Annotated in this window: 21 protein-coding genes and 5 pseudogenes; 17 read left to right on the top strand and 9 right to left on the bottom strand. The window is 69.0% G+C overall.

Annotated elements, in window-relative coordinates:
- The first annotated feature begins 135 nt into the window (after window positions 1-135).
- Window positions 136-684: a hypothetical protein gene (locus ACIRPU_RS34170; protein WP_403874342.1), complete on the top strand. Its 549-nt coding sequence runs from the start codon at window positions 136-138 to the stop codon at window positions 682-684.
- Between the two features lie 257 nt (window positions 685-941).
- A complete protein-coding gene (locus ACIRPU_RS34175) occupies window positions 942-1091 on the top strand; it encodes a hypothetical protein (protein WP_403874344.1) in 150 nt (49 codons plus the stop codon).
- A 37-nt stretch (window positions 1092-1128) separates the two neighbouring features.
- On the opposite strand, the gene ACIRPU_RS34180 is transcribed toward ACIRPU_RS34175, so the two are convergent.
- Window positions 1129-1794: a TetR/AcrR family transcriptional regulator gene (locus tag ACIRPU_RS34180; protein ID WP_403874346.1), complete on the bottom strand. Its 666-nt coding sequence runs from the start codon at window positions 1792-1794 to the stop codon at window positions 1129-1131.
- A 93-nt stretch (window positions 1795-1887) separates the two neighbouring features.
- Between ACIRPU_RS34180 and ACIRPU_RS34185 the strand changes: the two genes are divergently transcribed.
- From ACIRPU_RS34185 to ACIRPU_RS34195, 3 genes are all read left to right on the top strand, one after another.
- The gene (locus tag ACIRPU_RS34185; protein ID WP_403874348.1) at window positions 1888-2781 is read left to right on the top strand and encodes an SDR family NAD(P)-dependent oxidoreductase; all 894 of its coding nucleotides are present in this window, start codon (window positions 1888-1890) and stop codon (window positions 2779-2781) included.
- A 175-nt stretch (window positions 2782-2956) separates the two neighbouring features.
- Window positions 2957-3196, top strand: coding sequence for a hypothetical protein (locus ACIRPU_RS34190; protein ID WP_355709803.1), 240 nt, complete (start codon window positions 2957-2959; stop codon window positions 3194-3196).
- Entirely contained in the window at window positions 3196-3579 is a 384-nt protein-coding gene (locus ACIRPU_RS34195) for a toxin Doc (protein ID WP_355709801.1), read from the top strand. The genes ACIRPU_RS34190 and ACIRPU_RS34195 overlap by 1 nt, the downstream gene beginning before the upstream one ends.
- A gap of 96 nt (window positions 3580-3675) precedes the next feature.
- Here the strand turns inward: ACIRPU_RS34195 and ACIRPU_RS34200 are convergent, their stop codons facing one another.
- Both ACIRPU_RS34200 and ACIRPU_RS34205 read right to left on the bottom strand, forming a co-directional pair.
- Window positions 3676-4401 (bottom strand): NAD(P)-dependent oxidoreductase, encoded by a 726-nt coding sequence (locus tag ACIRPU_RS34200; RefSeq protein ID WP_403874351.1) that lies wholly within the window; start codon window positions 4399-4401, stop codon window positions 3676-3678.
- A 197-nt stretch (window positions 4402-4598) separates the two neighbouring features.
- Window positions 4599-5063, bottom strand: a complete 465-nt coding sequence (locus ACIRPU_RS34205; protein ID WP_403874389.1) for a MarR family winged helix-turn-helix transcriptional regulator — start codon at window positions 5061-5063, stop codon at window positions 4599-4601.
- 200 nt (window positions 5064-5263) lie between these two features.
- On the opposite strand from ACIRPU_RS34205, the pseudogene ACIRPU_RS34210 reads away from it, so the two are divergent.
- The 3 genes and pseudogenes from ACIRPU_RS34210 to tpg (ACIRPU_RS34220) form a co-directional block, all read left to right on the top strand.
- A pseudogene (locus ACIRPU_RS34210) lies at window positions 5264-5680 on the top strand (alkene reductase); the annotation flags it as partial.
- A pseudogene (gene tap, locus ACIRPU_RS34215) lies at window positions 5667-6758 on the top strand (telomere-associated protein Tap); the annotation flags it as partial. The pseudogenes ACIRPU_RS34210 and tap, both read left to right, overlap by 14 nt.
- A gap of 3 nt (window positions 6759-6761) precedes the next feature.
- Window positions 6762-7319 carry a telomere-protecting terminal protein Tpg gene (gene tpg / locus ACIRPU_RS34220; RefSeq protein WP_403874353.1) on the top strand — a complete coding sequence of 186 codons (558 nt, stop codon included), beginning with the start codon at window positions 6762-6764 and terminating at the stop codon, window positions 7317-7319.
- Between the two features lie 77 nt (window positions 7320-7396).
- Here tpg (ACIRPU_RS34220) and ACIRPU_RS34225 read toward each other — a convergent pair whose 3' ends face one another.
- Entirely contained in the window at window positions 7397-7744 is a 348-nt protein-coding gene (locus ACIRPU_RS34225; protein ID WP_403874355.1) for a hypothetical protein, read from the bottom strand.
- Between the two features lie 650 nt (window positions 7745-8394).
- Here ACIRPU_RS34225 and tpg (ACIRPU_RS34230) point away from each other — a divergent pair.
- Entirely contained in the window at window positions 8395-8991 is a 597-nt protein-coding gene (gene tpg, locus ACIRPU_RS34230) for a telomere-protecting terminal protein Tpg (protein WP_403874391.1), read from the top strand.
- Between the two features lie 37 nt (window positions 8992-9028).
- Here the strand turns inward: tpg (ACIRPU_RS34230) and ACIRPU_RS34235 are convergent, their stop codons facing one another.
- The 3 genes and pseudogenes from ACIRPU_RS34235 to ACIRPU_RS34245 form a co-directional block, all read right to left on the bottom strand.
- Window positions 9029-10141 carry a hypothetical protein gene (locus ACIRPU_RS34235; RefSeq protein ID WP_403874357.1) on the bottom strand — a complete coding sequence of 371 codons (1113 nt, stop codon included), beginning with the start codon at window positions 10139-10141 and terminating at the stop codon, window positions 9029-9031.
- A complete protein-coding gene (locus tag ACIRPU_RS34240) occupies window positions 10138-10314 on the bottom strand; it encodes a hypothetical protein (RefSeq protein ID WP_403874359.1) in 177 nt (58 codons plus the stop codon). Before ACIRPU_RS34240 ends, ACIRPU_RS34235 begins: the two co-directional genes overlap by 4 nt.
- 161 nt (window positions 10315-10475) lie before the next feature.
- Window positions 10476-10658 (bottom strand): annotated as a pseudogene (locus ACIRPU_RS34245) (hypothetical protein); the annotation flags it as partial.
- Between ACIRPU_RS34245 and ACIRPU_RS34250 the strand changes: the two are divergent.
- The 5 genes and pseudogenes from ACIRPU_RS34250 to ACIRPU_RS34270 all read left to right on the top strand — a co-directional run.
- Window positions 10646-10720 (top strand): annotated as a pseudogene (locus ACIRPU_RS34250) (hypothetical protein); the annotation flags it as partial. The pseudogenes ACIRPU_RS34245 and ACIRPU_RS34250 sit on opposite strands and share 13 nt — an antisense overlap.
- Window positions 10721-11140: 420 nt before the next feature.
- Complete coding sequence (locus ACIRPU_RS34255) at window positions 11141-12427, top strand: Tn3 family transposase (protein WP_403874393.1); 1287 nt, start codon at window positions 11141-11143, stop codon at window positions 12425-12427.
- Entirely contained in the window at window positions 12427-12675 is a 249-nt protein-coding gene (locus tag ACIRPU_RS34260; RefSeq protein WP_403874361.1) for a hypothetical protein, read from the top strand. Before ACIRPU_RS34255 ends, ACIRPU_RS34260 begins: the two co-directional genes overlap by 1 nt.
- A gap of 74 nt (window positions 12676-12749) precedes the next feature.
- Window positions 12750-13109: a hypothetical protein gene (locus tag ACIRPU_RS34265; protein WP_403874363.1), complete on the top strand. Its 360-nt coding sequence runs from the start codon at window positions 12750-12752 to the stop codon at window positions 13107-13109.
- 211 nt (window positions 13110-13320) lie between these two features.
- The gene (locus tag ACIRPU_RS34270; RefSeq protein ID WP_403874365.1) at window positions 13321-13992 is read left to right on the top strand and encodes a hypothetical protein; all 672 of its coding nucleotides are present in this window, start codon (window positions 13321-13323) and stop codon (window positions 13990-13992) included.
- 103 nt (window positions 13993-14095) lie between these two features.
- Here the strand turns inward: ACIRPU_RS34270 and ACIRPU_RS34275 are convergent, their stop codons facing one another.
- Window positions 14096-14659 (bottom strand): HD domain-containing protein, encoded by a 564-nt coding sequence (locus ACIRPU_RS34275; protein ID WP_403874395.1) that lies wholly within the window; start codon window positions 14657-14659, stop codon window positions 14096-14098.
- Window positions 14660-14854: 195 nt separating this feature from the next.
- Between ACIRPU_RS34275 and ACIRPU_RS34280 the strand changes: the two genes are divergently transcribed.
- The 3 genes and pseudogenes from ACIRPU_RS34280 to ACIRPU_RS34290 all read left to right on the top strand — a co-directional run bounded on the left by ACIRPU_RS34280 (window position 14855) and on the right by ACIRPU_RS34290 (window position 20176).
- On the top strand, window positions 14855-15457 hold the full coding sequence (locus ACIRPU_RS34280) for a recombinase family protein (RefSeq protein ID WP_403874367.1): 603 nt from the start codon (window positions 14855-14857) through the stop codon (window positions 15455-15457).
- A gap of 1 nt (window position 15458) precedes the next feature.
- Entirely contained in the window at window positions 15459-16916 is a 1458-nt protein-coding gene (locus tag ACIRPU_RS34285) for a S1 RNA-binding domain-containing protein (protein ID WP_403874369.1), read from the top strand.
- A 123-nt stretch (window positions 16917-17039) separates the two neighbouring features.
- Window positions 17040-20176: pseudogene (locus ACIRPU_RS34290) on the top strand (Tn3 family transposase).
- Window positions 20177-20225: 49 nt separating this feature from the next.
- Here the strand turns inward: ACIRPU_RS34290 and ACIRPU_RS34295 are convergent.
- Complete coding sequence (locus tag ACIRPU_RS34295) at window positions 20226-21590, bottom strand: hypothetical protein (RefSeq protein ID WP_403874371.1); 1365 nt, start codon at window positions 21588-21590, stop codon at window positions 20226-20228.
- Window positions 21591-21915: the final 325 nt, after the last annotated feature.

The following is a 21915-nucleotide window of genomic DNA, read 5'->3' on the forward strand; positions in this document are numbered from 1 at the left end:
GTCTTTGCGCGGTTAACTTGTTGCCCGATAGATGAATGCAACGTAGCGTTTCCATAAGAGGAAACGACGAACCGAAAGGCCTCACCGGGTCGAGAGGTGCGCGTTTCGCGGAGGAGCGATCCCAGGGGGCGGATCATGGAGACAGCACAGAACCTGCGGCAGGCGACACCTGGCGCCTTCACCGCTTTCGCCCGCTTCGCACTCTGTGGCGGCGGAGTAGGGATCGCTTCCAGCTTCGCCGTGGCTGCACTCGCCTCTTGGCTGCCCTGGATCCTGGCCAACGCCCTGATCACCGCGGCCTCCACGCTCCTCGCCACCGAACTTCACGCCCGCTTCACCTTCGGCACAGGCACAGGCACAGGCATGGGCGCAGGCGGACGCGCGACCTGGCGCCAGCATGCGCAGTCGGCCGGGTCCGCGGCGGCCGCGTATGCGGTGACCTGCGTCGCGATGCTTGTCCTGCGGCAGTTGGTGGCGGCCCCCGGCGTCATGGTCGAACAGAGCGTCTACTTGTCCGCCTCCGCACTCGCCGGCGCCGCGCGGTTCGCCGTGCTGCGCCTCCTCGTCTTTGCACGCAACGACTCGCAGGTCGCGGCAACCGTCCTCACCGCCCGCCCCCTGCACGTGCCCATGCTCCGCGCCACGGCACCCGCCGGCCCTACGGTGCTCTGCCGCACCGCCTGACCGTTCCGCCTCCTCGCCCAGCAGGGCGCCCAGCGTCATGACCCCTGGAGACCGATCCTGAGTAGCTGTTGTCGTACCGACCTTGGGGGTTGTTGATCGGACGGGAGTCCCGATTGGGTGGTGGCGGGGTGCTCGGCGGCTACGAGCGGGGCCCCCTGAACAGCTCGTTGGTGTCGAATCACCGAGCAGCGGGAGGCCCCTGGTGTCGCAGTCTTGCGTGCCGGCGTCCGGGCGGTCCAACTCGGTCAACCCGGAGTGTGACTGCCTGGCTCACCGGTTCGGGAACGCTCCTCGGCCCGCTGCTGGGCGTCATGGTCACCGCCGCGGACACCGGTGACCGCACCGCCGCGAAGGTCTTGCTGAAGCAGGTCACCGACGCCATCTCCTGGCAGGTCAGCGGTCCTTGATGGAGCCGACAACAGCTTCTCATCGAGGTGAACGCGGCTAGGGCCGCGCCAGTGTGCCTCTGATCAGTGCGGCGAGGGCAGTCTCCAGGGTGGTGCGCAGGTCCAGGCGGAGTTCGAGCACGGTGGGGTCGGCCTCGTAGGCGGCGAGCGCGGTGGCGGAGTGTCGGCAGTGGGCCGACAGGGTGCCGGCCAGGATCATGGTCATCATCGTGATGGTCCGGGCGCTGTCGCCGAGCTCCGGCACGTGCCGGCGGAGGAGGTCGGCCATGGTGGTGATGTTGGCGATGGTGGACCGTTTGTTCTGCAGGACGACGTCGAAGGACAGGTTGTGGTCCAGCACGTTGGTCTGTGCGTTGAACAGGTCGCACAACACCGTTTGGCGTGCGAGGGACGCGCTGAGCACTGCGGCCATTTGGTCGCCGCGCTCGTGTGCGGAAAGGCGAGGGTCGACGCCTGCGGCAAGTTCGGACGACACGTCGGCCATCCACCTCGCGATGGCGCGGTCCAGCAGTTCGAGCAACACCGCCTCACGGGACTCGAAGTAACGCAGCACGTTCGACTTGGCCAGCCCGACCCGTCGGCTCAGCTCGTTCAGGCTCACCTCGGCCACCGGCATCTCATCGAGCATCGCCGCCGCCGTGTCGAGGATGGCCTGGCGCCGGATCTCGCGCTGTTCCTTGCTGCGTGCTCGTTGGAATGTCATGGCGCCAGTTTACGGACCGCTGGTCTCTTGACAGTAGACCGCTGGTCTCTTAGTGTCGGTTCATAAAAGACCGGCGGTCTGAAAGGGAGCGACATGAAGTGGACCGAGCGTGACATCCCCGACCAGCAGGGCAGGGTGGCCGTCGTGACCGGGGCCAACGGCGGCCTGGGCTTCGAAACCGCCAGAGCACTGGCAGAGCACGGGGCCACGGTTGTCCTGGCCGTGCGGGACGTCGAGAAGGGCAAGAAGGCCGCCGCGCGGATCGCGGGCAACGTCACCGTGCAGGAGTTGGACCTGACGTCGCTGGAGTCGATCCGCGCCGCCGCGGCCGACCTGCACGGAACGTTCCCGGGCATCGATCTGCTGATCAACAACGCCGGCGTGATGTACCCGCCGAAGCAGACCACCCGGGACGGGTTCGAGCTGCAATTCGGCACCAACCACCTCGGGCACTTCGCATTCACCGGACTGGTGCTGGACCTGCTGCTGGCCGCGCCGGACTCCCGGGTGGTGACGGTCAGCAGCGTCGCCCACCGCGCCGGGGGTGGCATCCACTTCGACGACCTGCAGTGGGAACGGTCCTACAACCGGAACGCGGCCTACGGGCAGTCCAAACTCGCCAACCTGATGTTCACCTACGAGCTGCAACGCCGGCTCATGCGTCACGGCACCACCATCGCCGTGGCCGCACACCCGGGTTTTTCCAACACCGACCTCATGCGCAACTCCCCCGCCATCGTGCGGGTAACCGCCCCTGTGATCACACCCCTGATCAGCCAGAAGGCGGAAATGGGCGCACTGCCGACCCTGCGTGCGGCCACCGACCCCGCCGTCCTCGGCGGCCAGTACTACGGCCCGGACCGGCTGGGCGGGACCCGGGGACACCCGCAGGTCGTCACGTCGAGCCCGGAGTCCTACGACGTGACCGCCCAGCAGCGCCTGTGGGCCGTCTCCGAGGACCTCACCGGCGTGAAGTTCCCTGCCTAAGGGCAGACGGGCCGGTGCCGGGTCCTGACGGTGCCGGAGCTCGCGATGGGACGACTTCTCGGCCCACTCGCCGGCGGCCGGCACGGCCCGGTCGGCCTGGGCCCCGACTGCCCCTTCTCAAGCTCTCCGCCCAATGGGTCGCGCGGCCTGGTACCGAGTAGGTACCATGCCGGGTATGCCATCACTGAACGTGTCCTTCACCGAGGAAGAAATGGAAGGCGTGCGCGCGGCTGCCGCCGCCGAGGGCAAGAGTCTCAAGCAGTACATGCACGACCTCGGCGTCCGCGAGATGCAGCGCAAGCGGTTCGTGGCCGGCGCCTCCTCGTGGGCGGAAAGGCTGCGCGCCGAGTTCGACGAGGCGTTCCCCGACGAGATCCCCCCGTCCCAGCGCGGCGAGGGAGCCACCGCCGCCTGATGAGCGAGATCCTGTACATCGATGTCCCTTGGCTCCTGGACGTCCAGGACGCCGCCCTCGGCAACGACGACGTGTCGGTGACCGACTACTCGGCCCTCGTGGCGGCTGTCGCGCGCCACAAGACGCGCATGCCGACCCTGGCCACCTCCAACCCCGACACCGCGTGGCGCGCGGCCGCCCTCCTGCACACCGTCGTGCGTCTCGAACCGCTCCCCCACCGCAACAGCCTCTTCGCCGCCTTTGTCACCGGTCAGTACATGGACCAGTCCGGGGAAGGAATCGACCCTCCCTACGGGGCTCTGTCCGACCTGATCAGAAAGGTCCGCGAATCCCGGTTGAGCATCTATGACATCGCGGACACACTCCGCTCCTGGCGGATCTGACCTTGCGGCTGCCGCAGGTGCGGAATTGCCGGAGATTGGTGGTCGTCGAACGCGCCGCCGGCACCAGGGCCCCCGTTCCGACCTGGGCGGCCTGCGTCAGCGGCCTGCCGTAGCACCGGCGGGCCCCCTGTCGCCGAACGCCTCCTTACGGATGAGGTCGAGAAAGGACGGTGTGTCCTGCGTGGTGCGCACATCGACGAAGGCCCGTACATGCCGCCGCTTCTCGACGGCCTGCGATACGAGTTCATGGGCGAGGTCGGGCCGCGCGGTGTACCGGCCGGGCAGGCGCTCCGTACCGACCTGGTAGTCGCTGACTTCCTCCGCGTCGAAGAGGCCACCGGGCCGCAGGATCGTCCAGTCGAGGTCAGCCGTACGGACGATCTCCTCCATCCGCCGCATGTCCCCGTACACGGTGCGCCCCAGCACGCGGGCGAGACCCGGCTCCAGCACCTTCCGGTAGAGGAAGGTCTCGCCGGGCGCCGGCGTCTCGAACAGGACGGTCGAGGTCACGCAGACCAGACGCCGCACGCCGCGCCGGGTCATGCCCTGCGTGATGTGCGTCATGCCACCGGAGTACAGACTGACCGGCTTGCGGCTGAACGGCACGCCCAGCGCCGAGATCACCGCGTCCTGCCCGGTCACGGCGTGCTCGACCGCGTCCGCATCACGCACGTCCGCTGTGACGACGCGCACCTGCGGCCCCCTCACCGGAAAACTCTCGGGGTGACGGGTGACGGCGGTGAGGACATGCCCCGCGGCACTCGCCTGCTTGACGACCAGCCGTCCGGTGGGCCCGTTGGCTCCGAAGACGACGATGTTCATGGGATTCCCCTCTTCGAGTCGGTTCTACGAGGGCAGCGCCACGGAGCGCCGCCGCGCAGGCCGTTCGCGGTGACGGCGGTGTCGGTCCGCCCGTCCGGCAGCGACGCCGACTCACGCCGCTCCCACGCCCGCCCCGCCACGCCTGCCCCGCCACGCCTGCCCCTGCCACGTCGGTCTGTTGCTGCGCACCGGGCCGGTCAGTCGGCGGCGAGGTTGCCCTCAAGCCGGGCCAGCAGCCGGGCCAGGTGCGCCTGATCGGCATCGTTCAGGCCGGCGAGGGTGCGCCTCTCGAGCTCCTGCCACACCCGGTCCACCTCGTCGCGCAACGCCTCTCCGGCCGAAGTGGCCTCGACCAGGACGGCACGGCGGTCCTCGGGATCGGCGCTCCGGGTGACGAATCCGGCCTGCTCCAGCCGCTGCACCATGCGAGTCACGGTCGACGGGTCGAGGCCCAGCAGCTTGATCAGCATGGACTGGCGCTGCGGACCGGCCTCCCACAGCCGCATCATCAGCAACTCCTGCCCCGCGTACAGGCCGATGCGTCGCAGCAGATGCCCGGCGGTGACCCGGTGGGCCCGCGCCACGCGCGCGATGGCGTGCGAGATCTCCCCCGTCTCTGAAACGGACGTCTCCCCCGGCTCCGAAGCGGGCTTCTCCTCCATCTCGGAAACGGAGGTCTCGCCCGGCTCCGAAGCAGGCGGGTGCGAAGGGTCGGTCATGAGCGTGCTCCCTCTGAGGCGGGACGCTGCCGCCCCTGCTGGCGGGGTGCCCCGACCTCATTATGTTGGCCGACCAAGCGAGTGGGTTACAGTGACCCCTGTTGATTTCATTGGCCAGCCAACTACTTCTTCAAGGGACAGCCATGACCACTGCATTCGACCCGATCACCCTCGGGAAGGCGGACCTCGCGAACCGGATCGTGATGGCCCCGATGACCCGAAGCCGCGCTTACGGCGGACTGGTGTCGGAGCTGACGGCCGAGTACTACGCGCAGCGCGCCTCCGCGGGGCTGATCATCACCGAGGGCACGCAGCCGTCGGTAGTGGGCCAGGGGTATCCGTTCACACCCGGACTGCACAGCGCGGAGCAGATCGCGGCCTGGCGCAAAGTCACCGACGCGGTGCACGCCAAGGGCGGAAAGATCTTCGTGCAGCTGATGCACACCGGCCGGGTCGGTCACCCGGTCCTGCTGCCCGAGGGCCAGGTCCCGGTGGGGCCGTCGCCGGTCGCCGCCGAGGGGCAGGTGTTCACGCCCGAGGGTGTGAAGGAGTTCGCAGACGGGGAACTGGGTGCCCGGCCACAACCCCGGCTCGCTGGGCACGGAGCCGATGGACCCCGCGCCGCCGGAGGCCACCCCCGAACACCCCGTCGTCGTGGACTCCGGATGGACCGGCGGCTTCCTCAACGAAGAGGCGTACCAGTGGGTGCGGCCGGTGGACCTGCTCACCGATGAGGAGTGCACCCTGCCCTTCGCGGTCGGCCTGGACCTCAACACCGCCTTCCTCGCCGCCGCGGCCCGCCTGGTCGTCGGCCTGTCCGCCCCCGACCACTTCGTGAGCCCGAAGTTCAACCCGAAGATCCCCGGCTCCTGGCTGGTCGACCTGTCCCACGTCGAGGTCGACCCGCGCCTGCCCTCACCGTTCACCCCGGACGGCGCCCGCCCGACCGGACCTGCCTGGTACCAGACGCACACCGCCGCCTACGCCCAGGAACTCGGATACAACGTGACGCCGATCGAGGCCTACCTGCGCCGCGAGACCGGCGCCTACCTGGACCCCTGGCACGACCGCCTCAAGGCCGCCTACGTCGACACCCTCGCCGACCTCGGCGTCACCAAAGACCTCACGGACGTGGAGTTTCTGGCGGCGATGGAAAGGCACAAGGACGCCGACCCGGCCATGGCGGCCGTCCTCGCCGCCATCAAGGCCACCGTGAAGGGCGGCATCGGCAAGCTCCGCGAGCGCCCCCAAGGCAAGCGCTACAAGGAGGGCGAGCGGTGGCCGGCCCTGCAGCGGCCGACCTGGCGTCCCGACATCCGCGCCGCCGTCATCTCCAAAGCGCGGGTCAACATGCACCGCAAACTGCGCAACATGGCCACGATGACGGGCCTGTACCCGCTGGCCGTGCTCTCCGACTGCGTCGTCTACCCCTCCCCCGGCACCTCGCCGCTGGACTTCCTGCCCTACGCCGCCTCCGGCAAGCCGCAGCCCGGTGGCTTTCGTCTCGGGCCCACGCCGGGGCTGGCGAAGCTGGAGGGCGTCCAGTCGATGCTGTGGGCGGTCGACCTGATGGAACAGGGCTACAACCCCGCCCGGCACATCAAGGGCGGCGACGCCGTCCTCGACGAAGGAGAGTAACCGGTGGGCGAGATCGACGACGCCATCGAACGCGCCGACCGGGAGGGCTTCACCCGCCAGCCGCCCAAGACCCTTCAGGCCCGCATCAACTTCCTGATGAAGCAGCTCAAGACGACCAAAGCCGTCGCGGCGGAGCTCGGGATCAGCCAGCGGTCGGTGGAGCGCTACCGCAAAGGCGAACGAAAGCACCCGCCACGCGCGATCGCCGAACGGATCGACGCGGCCGTACGGCAGCGGTGGCAGCCCCAGGTCCGCAAACGCCGGCAGCGACAAGCCGCCGCCAGGGGCGGGATCACGGTGGAGACGCGGGCCCGGTTCGGCTACACCGCACCGGTCGGCACGACCGACGACGGACGCTTCCGACGCCTCACCGTCCATCTCCCCCCGGCCTACGCACAACGCCTCTTCGACGCCCGCAACACCGACGCCAGCGACCAGCACATGCGCCAGATCATCGCCGAAGGGCTCAAAGACATCTACTTCCAAGACGGCGGTGCACGCGCGGTGGGGCTCTCCGACGTCACCCTCAACGACATCGACTACCTCGATCTCGACTACTGAACCTCCATCGGACGGCAGACCCGGCCGGGTGCACCGTGTGCCGAAGCACGATAGGTGTCACCAAGGCAGGCGTGTTGTCACCCGGGGGCTTCGGTCGGCTTCTGCAGGGGGATGGGCCGGAGTCCGCCTGCGCAGGCCAGCACTTCCGTCGCTGAAGAGTTCAGGAAGATCGTGAACACGGACGATCTGTCCACGGAGTCGATGTGACCGGTACGCACACGCTCTTCCCCAGCCTGCCGGAGGATGTCGACAGAGGCGGCAAGGCCCTCAATTGTGTGGCCGCGCCGAGCCGCCGTGCGCACGCGAATCGCGAACACACCCGCGTGCCGGTTGGCGGGGACCAGTCCGTCCGAGACATCGAAGGCGCCACCGGCAATCAAGGCGTCACGGGCAGGTCCGCATGCCGGGGTCTGTTCGCGAAGCATGGCGATGAGTTCCTCGCGAGGCAGGCTGCGCGCCGGTGCCCGTACAACCCACTCATCGACCTCATGTGACAACTGCAGTGCCTCTCTGGTGACAGTCCGACTGCTTCGATCTGCTCCCTTCGCAGGTTATCCGGTGCCGACGGTGACAACTACAGAGCTTCGGCACAGATCGACGGTGTCTGCCGCAGGGTCAACCGGCAGTCGCAGCCCGTCGTCCACCAGGAGATGGTTTCGGGCAGTGACGACGAATCAGGTCTCAGCGGGGTTGTGCCTCCCCGCTCCTGATCACCGGAAAGCACCCGCCCGCCCCGGGGGCCTCGGCCCCCCGGGGCGCTCTTGTGTGCCCGGACATCGAGGTCTCGATGACCAGTCTCGTCGAACTGCCGCTCAGCATCAACACAATCCGTGACTGACGGCCCGGCAGCCCCCGCTCCCCGTCAGCAGGTCCGGCCGGCCTCCCGGTCTTCCCCTTGCCGAGAACGCCTCGCCGTGCCCGGGTCGGATGAACATCGCCAGCTGGAGGCGGTGCGGCATGCCCATTCACCTGCACGTGCCGAGTGTTCGTAGCCGACGGCGGCCGGCGCTGTCACGAAGACACCGAAACCGGCGGGCAGGAGTCGCCGGGTGTGCGAGACCTGACATCAGGGGCCGTGGGAGGAGCCCCGCAGGCCGATCAAGGGAGATGGACGTGGGAGAGATCGCGCAGGGGCTGGAGCGCGCGCTGCGCACTCGGCCCGTTTCCCCCGGACACCGAGACCCGCTTGCGGTTCCTGCTCGCCGCGCACCAGGGCTCCACCCGGCAGGTGGCCGCCGTACTGGAGGTGTCGCAGCGCACCGTGCAGCGGTGGGTGACGAAGGAGCCCGGGGCGCGGCGTTCGCCGGGGCCTGCGCAGATCCAGGTGATCGAGGAGGCGGTCTCGGCCAGATGGCAACCTCGGGTACGAGCCCGCCGACAGACCCGGGCCGAAGCGGAAGGCTTCGTCCTGCACACCAGGGCGCGGTTCGGATTCGCCGACGCGGCCCGATCCTCGGACGACCCGCGGGTGCGACGCATCACCCAGCGCCTGTCCGGGGAGGTCGCTCGGGAACTGTTCGCCGCGCGGGACGCCGGCGCGGGCGAGCAGCAGCAGATGGTGATCCTCGCCCGAGCTTTGGGCCATGCCTACTTTCGTGACGGAGGCCGTCGTGCCCACGGCCTCAAGATCGCCTTCACCGACGTGGAGTTCGCCGATTTCTCCATCGGCTGACCACGCCCCCGGCTTGCTGTGCCGCGCGGCGCCGTCTTCACTTGCCGGCTGGGGGTATCGGGGTATGGGTCTGGTGCCGCGTCAGCACCGTGTCGTAGCGCCGGGCCTCCTCGCGTTCGCGCCAATCCCACTGGATACGGCCGGTGCGCTGGCCGACGGGCGGTTGTGGCGGGCGAAGCCTCGCTGCTTCGGCCACGCGCAGCAGGTGGGTGCGGTCGTGAGGGCCGGCCAGCAGATGCTGCTCCTGGCCGGGCGCGAGCCAGGCAAAGCACACGGCAGCCTTCAGGAAGACGCGCGCCCACGGCGGCACGCCGTAGGTAGCGCAGCCGTCCGTGTAGCGGGCGCGGTCATGCAGGGCCAGGCTGGCCGCCGCGTCGTCGTAGTCGCCGGGGCCGGCGGTGGCGAGCTGCTGGAAGGAGCCGCCAGTGAATGACGCGGCGGCGAGGGCTGCGGCCAAACGAGGATGGGCGGTCACGATGGCCAGGCGTCGGGCGATCTCCCGGGCTGTCTGCTCGGTGAGCGGTGCGGGTGGCGGGCGGTGCCGGAAGACGATGGGCGGCGGCGCGCACGGACCGGTACAGGCAGCGGGGCTGTCGTAGGAGACCAGGCGCTCCAGCACGGGCAGAGTGAGCCACCGGTCGGCCGGTCGGGCGGGCTCGTCAACAAGCGGGGGTACGGGAGCGGTCGTGCCGTAGTAGTGGCGACGGGCTGCCTGGAAGTCGGTGGTGACGAAGTAGTCAGCTGTCTGCAGGGCCTGGTGCAGGGGGGCAGGCGGGTGGGGGCGGTGGCAGACCAGGGTCAGGTAGATGCCGGTGAGGGCGCGCAGCTCCAGGAGGCGCATCGTGCGGCGGGCGGTGAGGCGGTGGGCGCGCAGGACGGTCAGCCGGGTGACAGGCAGGGCCGTGATCCATGCGGTGGCGGCCTCCCAGACGGGCTGACGGCCGGCGGGGAAACGCCCCGGGAGCAGGGGCGGTTTACCCAAGGCGGCGAGAAGGTCGTGGGCGGGGCCGTTCTCGCTGGTGGTGCCCGGGCCGGGATGCAGGGTGATCCGGCCGGACGGCACGTGGTGGGCGGCCAGGGCGGTGTGCGTGTGGAGCACGTTGTCATGACGGTCGATGACCACGGTGACGGGCGGTGGCGTGGCGGTCATGCGAGGCGGCTGAAGGCCCAGCGCAGCAGTTCCCGGTCGGCCCGGGGCCGGCCGGTGCGGGCGAGCGCGGTACGGGTGTGGGCGGTCAACTGGGCCCAGGCGCGAAAGTTGCCATGGGCAGCGTGGCTGTCGGCGAAAGCGATGTCGTCGGGGTCAGCGTCGGCTCGGCCCACACCGGATGGAACAGGGGGACGACCTGCTGGACTTCGTCGGGGGTGAGGCGGGTGAAGTGCTGCCAGATGAAGACCCGGGAGGAGAGCATCGGTTCGCGGCGCAGCACGGTGTGGCAGCCCTCGCCGCCGACGAGGACGACCGCGAAGCGGGTGGCGGGCTCGTCCCACAGGTAGCGGAAGTATTCGAATGCCTCCCCGTTGAGCCACTGGGCCTCGTCGACGAGGAAGGTGCGGGGGTGTTCGGCCAGGGCGTTCTTGAGCAGGCGGTCGAACTGTCCGGACGGCGTTCGGGTTCCGCGAGTGCACGCAGGAGGACCAGGTCCAGCTCGCGCAGTGGCTGGCAGCGGAGCTGTGCCCGGTGGAACTGAACCGGGACCGGCTGGCCGAGGCGGTGGTGGCGCGGTGCCGCAAGGACCGCTTGGAGCCGCCGGCGCCCGCGAGGGTGGCCCGGCTGGTGGCCTCGGCGGTGAACACCTTCGAGGAGGGGTTCTGCGCGACGACGGTGGAGCGGTTGTCTGCGGCCTCGCGCTCCCGGCTGGACGACCTGGTGGCCGAGGACGACGGGGATGAGGACACCGTGGGCGGGGGCCGGACGTTCTTCACCGAGCTGAAGGCGGACCCCGGAGCGCTGGGCCTGGACAGCCTGCTGACGGAGGTGAACAAGCTGCAGCGGGTGCGTCAGTTGGAGCTGCCGCCGGAGCTGTTCGGGGAGTTCTCGGAGAAGCTGGTGTCGGCGTGGCGGGCGCGGGCGGCGAAGGAGTACCCGTCCGACCTGGTGGCCGCGCCGGGGCCGGTGCGGTACACGCTGCTGGCGGCGCTGTGCCACGTGCGCGAGACCGAGATCACCGACTCGCTGGTGGACCTGTTCATCCAGCTGGTGCAGAAGATCAATACGCGGGCGGAGAAGAAGGTCGAGGGCGAGTTCGTCAAGGAGCTGAAGAAGGTCCGCGGCAAGGAGGCGATGATGCTGCGGGTCGCGGAGGCCGCGTTGGCGGAGCCGTCCGGCACGGTCCGCAAGGTGATCTACCCCGTGGTCGGTGGCGAGAGGACGCTCAAGGCGTTGGCGGCGGAGGCGGCGGCGAACGAGGCCAAGTACAAGGCGCGGATCCGCACCGTGCTGCGGTCCTCGTACTCGGCGCACTGGCGGCGGATGCTTTCGCCGCTGCTGTCGGCCTGGGAGCTGAAGAGCAACAACACCGCCTACCGCCCGGTGATGGACGCGATCGACCTGCTCAAGCGCTACCTGGACCAGCCGATCAAGGACGGGGCGTTCTTCGACGCGGCGGAGAAGGTGCCGCTGGAGGGGGTGGTGCCCGAGCAGTGGCGGGCCGCGGTGGTGGACGACAAGGGCCGGGTCGAGCGCATCCCCTACGAGCTGTGCGTACTGGTCAGCCTGCGAGACGCCCTGCGGCGCCGGGAGGTCTGGGTGGCCGGGGCCAGCCGCTGGCGCAACCCGGAAGATGACCTGCCTCCGGACTTCGAGGACAACCGCGACGTGCACTACTCGGCGATCCGCCAGCCGCAGGACCCGCAGGAGTTCATCGCCGCCCTGCAGAAGCGGCTGCGCGACGCTCTCACGGGCTTCGACCAGGCGCTGGAGCTGGGCACCACGGGCGGGGTGGAGATCACCAGGAAGCACGGCGAGCCGTGGATCAAGGTGTCCCCGCTGGCCAAGCAGGAGGAGCCGGAGAACCTGGTCGCACTGAAGGCCGAGATCCAGCGCCGCTGGGGGACGATCGACCTGATCGACATCCTCAAGGAGGCCGAGTTCGCCACCGGCTTCACCTCTGAGTTCGCCTCGGTGGCCTCCCGGGAGGCGGTCCCGCGCGACGTCCTGCGACGCCGGATGCTGCTGGTGCTGTTCGCGCTGGGCACCAACATGGGCATCAAGCGGGTGGTGGCCACCGGCAAGCACGGCGAGTCCGAGGCGGTCCTGGGGCGCGGGCACCGCTGTACGCAGACACTGTGCATGCCCAGTTTGGCGGCGACCGCATCCCGCAGCACCCCAGCGGGCACGGCCCGCACGGATGGCTCGACCTCCCGCTTGCCGAAGCCGAAGCGGTCGCCGAGCGGCTCCGGACCTGGACCCGCGAAGGCCCGGGCAACGGGCTGATGGTCTCCGTCGACGCCCACACCGACTTCCATCGATTCAACCGCGCCGGATGGAACCACCCACTGCTGGCCGGTGCCATCGACCTGGGCGGATGTTCCGTGCTCGGCCTCGGTTGGGATCCCGGGGACCACTCCATGCGCCACCGCGGCGAGCGGGCCTACGGTCAGGTCTACCCCGCCACCCTCGAATCCCGCGCGGGCGAAGCGGTACTGCGCTGGAGCATCCCGCCGTACGACCCCGACCGGTGAACCGCACGCCGGTAGGAAGCGCACACCAGAAGAACGCGGTTGAGCGGGACGGTTCGGCCCGTCACACTCGCCCGATGAGCCACAGCACGCAGCCGGGCCGCTGGGACGGGCCCTGGTACCGGGTTCGCACGGAGCACTTCGAAGCCGCCTACCTGCCGAACGCCGGTGAGGACCTGGAGTCGGTGGACAACGTCGACGTCTTTGTGGACCTCAACGACGGATCCCGCTGGAGCGCGACCATCATCACCCTCGGGCAGGTCGAGGTCATCATGGCGAGATGGGCCGAAAGCGGAGAAGCCCTGGGAGGCCGCTACTTCTGGTGCTCGGATGGACTCATCGTCCGCGATTCCGGCATCAGCAACATGACCCAGGTACTCACGGGTCTGATCGAGTCCGACGAGTTCACGCAGATCCTTCACCGGCTCGACGTCTGATCCATTGATCAAGGAAAGGGTCAATCGTGGCTGGTCAACGACTTGAAGCGGAATAGGTTCGGGCCTGGTGCGAGCAGGCGGATGAAGCACTTACGGAACTGATGCGGTCGTTCCAGGAAGAGCACGGCTTCCCGCCAGGCAAGAACGCGGTGATGCTCGCAACCGCTCCTCCGGATTCAGGCTGTCTCGGCGACTGGGTAGCGTCACCCTGGTGAATCTCAACCTCTTCAACGATGTGCCTGACGGCCTGACCAAACGGGCCCGCACGTTCGTCCAGGTGAACGGCGTCAAAGTCGACGTCCAGTCCATCGAGGACCACAGGCAGTGGTGGCTGGAGCGGGACATCCCCGAAACGGTCATCGATCGGATGGCGGCTTATCAAGAGAGATGGGGTGGCCTGGTCCTGCCACCTGCTCCCGACTACGACGGTGGACCCAGATACCTCGAGGCGGACTCGCCCGAGGGCTCTGCTTCCGAGGGGTGGTGGTTCGAGGCCGGAACGCAGCGGACCGCAGTGCCCTACTCGTTCATGATCGGACCGACTGGTGAATTCGGAATCCATGCAGGTCAGTGGGCAGCCCTGCATGCCACAGTGGAAGGCTGGGTGGAGTCGCTCGCCCTGGCTGGCCACGCGTCCAGGTGGGCGAAGCAGATCGTCAAGGTCAACGGCGACGACGTCGACGGCATCGTGCTGGACGGCTATGAGCCGGTGCACGAAGTGAAGGGCCTAGCCGACACCTGGTGGCGAGGTGCCGACTCCCTGGTCGCCGTCTACGGGGGAGAGGCCAAAGCTCTCTCTCTTCCACGAGGCCGTACTGCGTTGATCTACTCGGGCCTGGATCAGTGGGGCCTACGCGGAGGCGTCAAAGACAGCGACCGCTGAGAATTCGCGGGCTGCGGTGAGGCCGGGAAGCGTTGGCCTCGGTGGGATGGCCGGCGTGTGGCCGGGGCCGTCGGGGCTCATCGTCACGGGATCCCCCGTCCTCTCAGCCGTGGATCGGGAAGGATGCCTGGAACGCCAGGCGATCGTCGGCGCTATCGCCGATGGGGGAAAGGACTTCGTCGAGTGCGATGAACTCCTCCCATGCGGGCCGGCCCGTCGCTGCGGCCAGCCGGGCAACGACCAGATCCTCCAGGTCGGAAACGCGCTTGTTCTTCCAGATCTTGTCGGCGAGGCTCACTAGGAGATCCTCCACACTGACCGGCTCCGTCCACGATGCATGTGTTGCAGCGAAGCGGGCGAGCTCAGGGCTGACGCCACGACCGAGCAGAAGCGCCTGTCCAGCCTGCTCGTGCGCCGCTCCGGGCCCAGAGAGCTCGGGGACGTGAACGATCTTTCCGATGTCATGTGTCGCGGCCCCGAAGAGCACCGCCTCGCGATCGACGAGCACGGCCGCGTAGCGCTTCTCCATCCAGTCGACGAGTTGGTGCGCGACATCGTGGACGGCTCGCAGGTGGGCTGCCAGCCGTGGCGGACTCCCCAGCTCGATCAGAAGCTCCGCGACGCGATCAGGCAGCGCGAGCAGCGGTGGGTCGACGGTGCAGCTCATGGCCCTCAACAAGGAGGTGTCGGTTATCACCGCGTCAGGTTACTGACCGCAGCCTGCCGTTGTGTCCGTTAGAGGAACCCCCAACGAACAATCGTGATCTTGCTCGACGGGAGAGGGCGACCTGCGCTGACGGCGTCTCATTTAGGGTGTCCGGTGAACTGTACGCTGAGCGGGGGCTTACCGTACGCTCCGGGCATGAGCGAACGCGTCGGCTACGCGAGATGCAGTCTGGACAAGCAGGACCTCACCGCCCAGCACGAGATCCTGATCAACCTGGACGTCCCAGAGGACCGGATCTACCTGGACCACGGGCTGACCGGGACCAACCGCGACCGACCCGGCCTGGCCCAGGCCCTCGCGGCGGTGCGTGCGGGCGACACCCTCGTCGTCCCCAAGCTCGACCGCCTCGCACGCTCGGTGCCCGATGCCCGCGACATCGGCGACTCGCTCACCGCCCGCGGCGTCAAGCTCTCGCTCGGCGGCACCCTCTACGACCCCGCCGACCCGATGGGCAAGATGTTCTTCAACATCCTGGCCACCTTCGCCGAGTTCGAGGTCGACCTCCTGCGCATGCGCACCCGCGAAGGCATGGCGGTAGCGCGGGCCAAGGGCAAGCTCAAAGGGAAGCAGCCCAAGCTCACCGCCCGCCAGCAGGCTCACCTGGTCCAGCAGCACCAGTCCGGCGAGCACACCATCGCCGACCTCGCCGAGCTCTTCTCCGTCAGCCGCGCCACCGTCTACCGCGTCCTTGAACGCCACCAGAACGCATCCGCGCCTTCGACATCCGGCGGGCAGTGACGTGTTGCCCTACGTCTACCAGGTCACCAGGTACGACCCCGCCGACCGCGACCAGCACGGCCGCTACGCCGGCGCCGAGCCCGCGACCAGCGACCACGGGCCGGTCGAAGCCGCCTACCTGCAGGCCGTCGCCGCCTTCGCCAAGGACACCGGCGTCGACCAGCTGGCCATCCGCGAGCCGCAGCTCGGCGGCTTCGCCCACTTCGGCCTGGAACCACCGGTCGACGGCTACGGCCTGGCCGACCTCTTCCCCGCCGGCCCCGCCGGTTTCCTCGACGGCGCACTGGTGCCGATCGGCATCGGCCTGGAACTCGTCCGGGCCATGCTCCGCGACAACGGCGCCTGGTGCCGCCTGGAGGCGGAGGGAGCGTTCACGGTGCACGTCGGCTGGGACCAGTACCTCTACCTCGGCAGCAACCGACCCTGCGAAGCCGCGCTGACCCGCACCCGCGCGCGTGGCCTGTTCCCGGAACGCATTGACGCATCGCCGTACGACTTCGCCCCCGACGATCCTGCGTACGTGCAGCGCCCGGCCGACGCCGACTTCTGGGCCCGCCTGAACTGGACTGTCAGCGCCCACCATGCCGTGTTCCTGGAGGAGGTCTTCGCCGTGAACGCCTCCCGGTGGCACCGCCTGACCCGCGACAATATCGAGACCGTGCGCTCCCGGCTGGCCCCACGCGCGCAACTGGCAGTCTGGCCGAACTTGCTCACCGACGTCGACATTGCCGTGGCCGCTCTATACGACGAGGACCTGGTGGAGGTCATCTGTGAGGACGAGGACGGGCAGATCACAAGCACGGTCGTGGACGAGACCCAGTTCGGGGCAGTGACCTCCCAGCTCGCCGGCGCGCGTGCCGCCGGCATCGTTTCCATGTATGCCGGTGAAGATCTCCCGCTGTTCACCGCTGTGCTGCCGGACAGCGACGGTGTTCTGCGCGCTCGCTGGCAGACCGAGCCGACGCCCAGCGACCGGGACTGGGCGTTCCTGAAGTCCCTGCGGCGCGGCCAGGTCGTCACCGGCACGGTGACGTCCATCGCCAGCTTCGGCGTCACCTTCGTGGATATCGGCGGCTTCACCGCGATGATCAACATTCCGGAGCTGTCCTGGCGTCCCTTCAACCATCCGTCCGACGTCGTCAGCGTCGGCCAGAACATCACCGCCGAGGTCCTCGATGTCGACATGGTCTGGGAACGGGTGCCGCTGTCGCTGCGAGCCGTGCAGGAAGATCCGTGGCCGCAGCTGGCGCGGCGGATCGGACAGGTAGTCACGGGGCCGGTCACCAAGATCGTGCCGTTCGGCGTCTTCGTCCGCATCGAAGACCGGGAGGACGGCTTCGAGGGGCTCGTCCACACCAGCGAGCTGGATGAATCGCCCGGAGTCGTTGTCGAGGTTGGAGACGCTCTTACTGTGAAGATCATCGATATCGATCTGGCACAGCGTCGCATTCGGGTGTGAGTAGTTGCGGTACAGGAAGTGCCGCTGAGATTGATCTTGGTCGGGTAGCACACCTGCCGGGGGTGCCGCTGGGGTTCGAGGGAAGATCGTCGATCGGCCGTTGGCGATGGCTACGGTTCGGTCGTGCCGGTGGAGTTTCTGACTGATGAGCAGGCCGAGGCGTACGGGACGTTCACCGAGGTGCCCACGCGCCCGGAGGTGGAGCGGTTCTTCTTCCTCGACGATGACGACCGCGATCTGATCGCGCTGCGGCGTACGGACGCGCATCGGCTGGGCATGGCGGTGCAGATCTGCACGGTTCGCTACATCGGCCGGTTTCTGGGCGAGGACCCGCTCGCGGTGCCGTGGGAGGTCGTGGAGTACCTGGCCGGGCAGCTCGGCATCTCCGACGCGTCGTGCGTGAAGCGGTACGGGGAGCGGCGCAGAACGCCGTACGAGCACGCGCAGGAGATCCAGGAGCGGTTCGGGTACCGGGACTTCACGGACCGGAAGTGGGGCCGGGAGTTCCGCGGCTTTCTGTACGGGCGGGCGTGGACGCACGCCGAGGGGCCGGTGGCGCTGTTCAACCACGCGGTGACGTGGCTGCGGAAGAACCGGGTGCTGCTGCCCGGGGTCTCGGTGCTGGCCCGGCAGGTGTCTGAGGCCCGTACGGCGGCGGAGCGCCGGCTGTACGACGCGGTGGCCCGGGCGACGTACCGGGCCGATCCCGTGCTCGCGCCGGCCTTAGCGGAGCTGCTGGTGGTGCCGGAGGGCAGGCGGGTCTCGGAGCTGGAGCGGCTGCGCACGCCGCCGGTGAAATCGACGGGCACGGCGATGGTGCGGGCGATGGAGCGGGTGGAGGAGATCTCCGCGTTCGCGCTGGGCCGGGTGAACCTGTCGCGGGTGCCGGTGAACCGGCTGTCCTCGCTGGCCCGGTACGGGCAGCTGAGCAAGGCACAGACGATTCTGCGGGCACCGGAGCCGCGGCGGACCGCGCTGCTGACGGCGGTGGTGCGCCAGCTGGAGGCACAGGCGGTCAACGACGCGCTGGACCTGTTCGCGGTGCTGATGGCGAACCGGCTGATCAACCCGGCCCGCCGGGCGTCGGACCGGGAGCGCCTGGCCATGCTGCCACAGCTGGAGAAGGCGGGGCCCGGATCCTGGCGAAGGCGTCGAAGATCCTCACCGAGGAGCTGGACCTGGTCGCCGAGCACGAGGCGGACCTGGACGTCGCCGCGTTGTGGGCGGCGGTCGAGGAAGCCGTGCCGCCTACGGCAGTGGCCGGCGCGGTGGCGACCGTCGAGGTCCTGGTGCCCGAGGACGACGGCTCGGCCGAGGCGGCGATGCGCGAGAAGCTCGCCCTGCGCTACAACACCGTGCGCCCATTCCTGTCCCTGCTCGGAGAGTCGGACGCGCTGGGCGCCGCCCCGGCCGGACGGCGCATCCTCAAGGCCGTACGCCGCCTGCCCGCGCTCTCGCGGCGCCGGGTCAAGGACCGGCCGTTGCTGCCCCGAGAAGTCGACGCCGAGCTGGTGCCGGCCATGTGGAAGCGCGCGGTGTTCTCCAACGCCAAGCTTCCGCAGGGCGCGGTCGACCGCGACGCGTACGTGGTGTGCGTCCTTGAGCAGCTGCACCGCGCCCTGAACCGGCGCGACGTGTTCGCCGCCCCGTCGAACCGGTGGGCGGACCCACGCGCCCGGCTGCTGGACGGTCCGCGGTGGGAGGCGATGCGCGCGGACGTGCTCGCGGGCCTGTCCCTGACCGAGGACGCCGAGGAGCACCTGGCCCAGCTCGTGAGGGGGCTGGACGCGGCATGGCGGCAGATGGCCGGCCGCCTTCAGGAGGCCGGCGCCGACGCGAAGGTGGAGATCGTCGTCCCCGAGGGCGGCGGACGCGCCCGACTGTCGGTGGACAAGCTCGGCGCGGTGGGCGAGCCGGAGTCGCTGACCTGGCTCAAGGTCACCACGGAGGCGATGCTCCCGAGGATCGACCTGCCGGACCTGCTGTTCGAGGTCCACTCCTGGACCGGGTTCCTCGACGCCTTCGGGCACGTCTCCGAGCGGCGCACCCGCATGGAGGGCCTGCTCGTCTCCCTCGTCGCGCTGCTGGTGGCGGAGAGCTGCAACATCGGCCTGACTCCGGTCAGCGACCCGGAGAACAAGGCGCTGACCCGCTCGCGCCTGTCCCACGTCGACCAGAACTACCTGCGCGCCGACACCATCGCCGCGGCCAACGCCGCGCTCATCACCGCCCAGTCCCGCATTGAGCTCGCCCAGATGTGGGGCGGCGGACTGCTCGCCTCCGTCGACGGCCTGCGCTTCGTCGTCCCCGTCAAGAGCATCAACACCGGCCTCTCGCCAAAATATTATGGTTACAAAAGGGGCATAACATGGCTAAATGCAGTCAATGACCAGGTCGCGGGGATCGGTGCGATGGTCGTACGGGGCACCCCGCGCGACAGCCTCTACACGCTGGACACGCTGCTGAACCTCGACGGCGGGGTGAGGCCGGAGATGGTCGCGACCGACAACGCCTCGTACTCCGACATGGCCTTCGGCCTGTACAAGATGCTCGGCTTCCGCTTCGCCCCGCGCTTCCGCGACCTCGCGGATCAGAGGTTCTGGCGGGCGGGTCTGTCCGACGGCGAGGCGCCGGCCGCCGGGTACGGGCCGCTGGAGGCCGTCGCCTGCAACAAGGTCAACCTCAAGCGGATCGCCACGCACTGGCCGGACATGCTCCGCGTCGCCGGATCGCTGATCACCAACCAGGTCCGCGCCTACGACCTGCTGCGCATGTTCGGCCGCGAGGGCCACCCGACCCCGCTCGGCGCCGCGTTCGCCGAGTACGGGCGGATCGACAAGACCATGCACCTGCTCGCCCTGGTCGACCCGGTCGACGACACCTACCGCAGGCTGATGAACCGGCAGCTCACGGTGCAGGAGTCCCGCCACCGCCTGGCCCGCGCGATCTGCCACGGCGGCCGGGGCCAGATCCGCCAGGCGTACCGCGAGGGCCAGGAGGACCAGCTCGCCGCCCTCGGCCTGGTCCTCAACGCCGTCGTCCTGTGGAACACCCGCTACCTCGACGCCGCCGTCGCCCGGCTCCGCGCCGAAGGCCACGACATCAAGGACGAGGACGTCGCCCGGCTCTCCCCGCTCAAGGACCGGCACATCAACTTCCTGGGCCGCTACCTGTTCAACATCAAGGCCAGCGGCCCAGGCCAGGGACTGCGCCCTTTCCGGGACCCAAGCGCCGTCGAAGACGACGAGGGCAACGACTGAACCGGCCCGCCACGTACGTTGGAGACGTGCCATGTACCAGCCCGAGGTGTCAGAACGGCGGTTCGGTGGAGTAGGCGCCGTCCCAGGCGGGTGTGGTCGGTTTGGGCGTCGGCTGCTGGAGGACTCGTACAGCGTTTTCGATGCGGCCGAGGTCGATGAGGAGCTCGGCACGGAGAGAGCTGTTGAATGTTGGGTGTCGTTCGAGGACTGCGGCGGCTTCCTCGGCGCGGCCGGCTTTGACAAGCATGTCGGACAGGGCCCAGGCCGCGTACCAGGTGTCGCCCTCGGGGTGCGCCCGCGCCTGCTCGATCGCTTCATCGAGCAGGCCGCAGTCGGCCATGAGCGGAAGCCGCATCTGAAAAAGGTCCCAGTCCTCCCTGCCGCCGCTTCGCGCCTTGAGGGCATTGAGGTGGGCCAGGCCGTCCCGGGGTCGGCCGTGGTCGGCATACAGGGTGCAAAGAGTGTGGACGATCCAGTCCTCCGCACCGCCGGGCCGTTCGGTGAATGCACGCATCACCTCGATCGCCTCGTCGCCCCGTCCGTGCCGGACCAGGAGCTCGGACAGCGGGACAATCACCCGCCACATGCCGGACGGCGTGGCACCGAAGGTGCGGTAGACGGCTATCGCGCCTTCCACGTCGCCGCTTTCCTCCAGCACTTCGGCAAGGCGCTGCGCAGCGTGCCCGTGGTGCTCGGACGCCGCGTACGCACGCAGTTCCGTGATCCGGTCGTGCCTGGCCAGCAGGTCGGCCAGCTGGTCACGGCCGTTGACGGAGGCGACCTCGCGGGTGTGCAGCAGGACGATCGCCTCCTCGATCCGGCCCTGGCGCTCCCTGATCGCGGCGAGCAGGTCAATCGCGTTGGACGGTTCCATTCGGAGGTTGTTGCAGTCAGGGTCGTCGCAAGCGGGGACCGCCGCTTCCACCCGGGCCTCCAACAGGGCCGCCGCTTCCTCGTCCATGCCCGCCGCTTCGGCGACGTCGACCAGGCACTCGGCGAGGAACCAGTCCTGGATCCCGGCGCACAGCAGCATGAACGCCTCGCCGCCACGGCCGTGGCGGGCCAGCAGGCGCGCGAAAAAAACAAGCGCCAGCCGGTCACCGGCCTCCGCGTACGAGCGGGACAGCGCGATCGCCTCCTCCGCCCGGCCCCAGCCCTCCAGCAGCTCCGCCCGCGCTTGGGCCGCCGGCCACCAGTTCGTGGCGACGTACGGAGCGAGCACCTCCAACGCCTGCTCGCGCCGGCCTCGATGTCCGAGCAGCCGTGCCCACTCCAGCGCGCAGAACCACTCTCCGCGGCTGGCCTGCAACTCCACTTCGCGCTCATGACCGAGTTCGAGAAGCTGCGCCACCAGCGGCGGAGGAATACAGCCCGTCAGCGTTCGGGCCCGGTAGTCAAGATCAGCAGCGTCCACGACAGCGCACCTTAGCCCTCACCACCGACACAGCCCGCACGTCGGAGCTGTCGCACGGGAGGGCGTACGTCAAAAAACCATCGTTTTCTGAAGATCGAGGCGGAAGGGCACCCAGGCCCCGCAGAGCCTTCAATAACCCCTTCAAAAACCAAGGTCATTCAACAACCCCGGGCCACCGTTTTCTGACATGATCCGGGGCCATGACCGCCCTCGAACCGGCCTCCGCACGGGGGAGTGTAAATCTAACGGCGGATCCGACGATCATGGGAGAGACGTCAAGTGACTGACACCGCCGTGGAGTTGGAGACCGTGGAACCTGTCGAGA

The organism is Streptomyces sp. NPDC102259, assembly GCF_044766465.1.
Classification (GTDB): domain Bacteria; phylum Actinomycetota; class Actinomycetes; order Streptomycetales; family Streptomycetaceae; genus Streptomyces.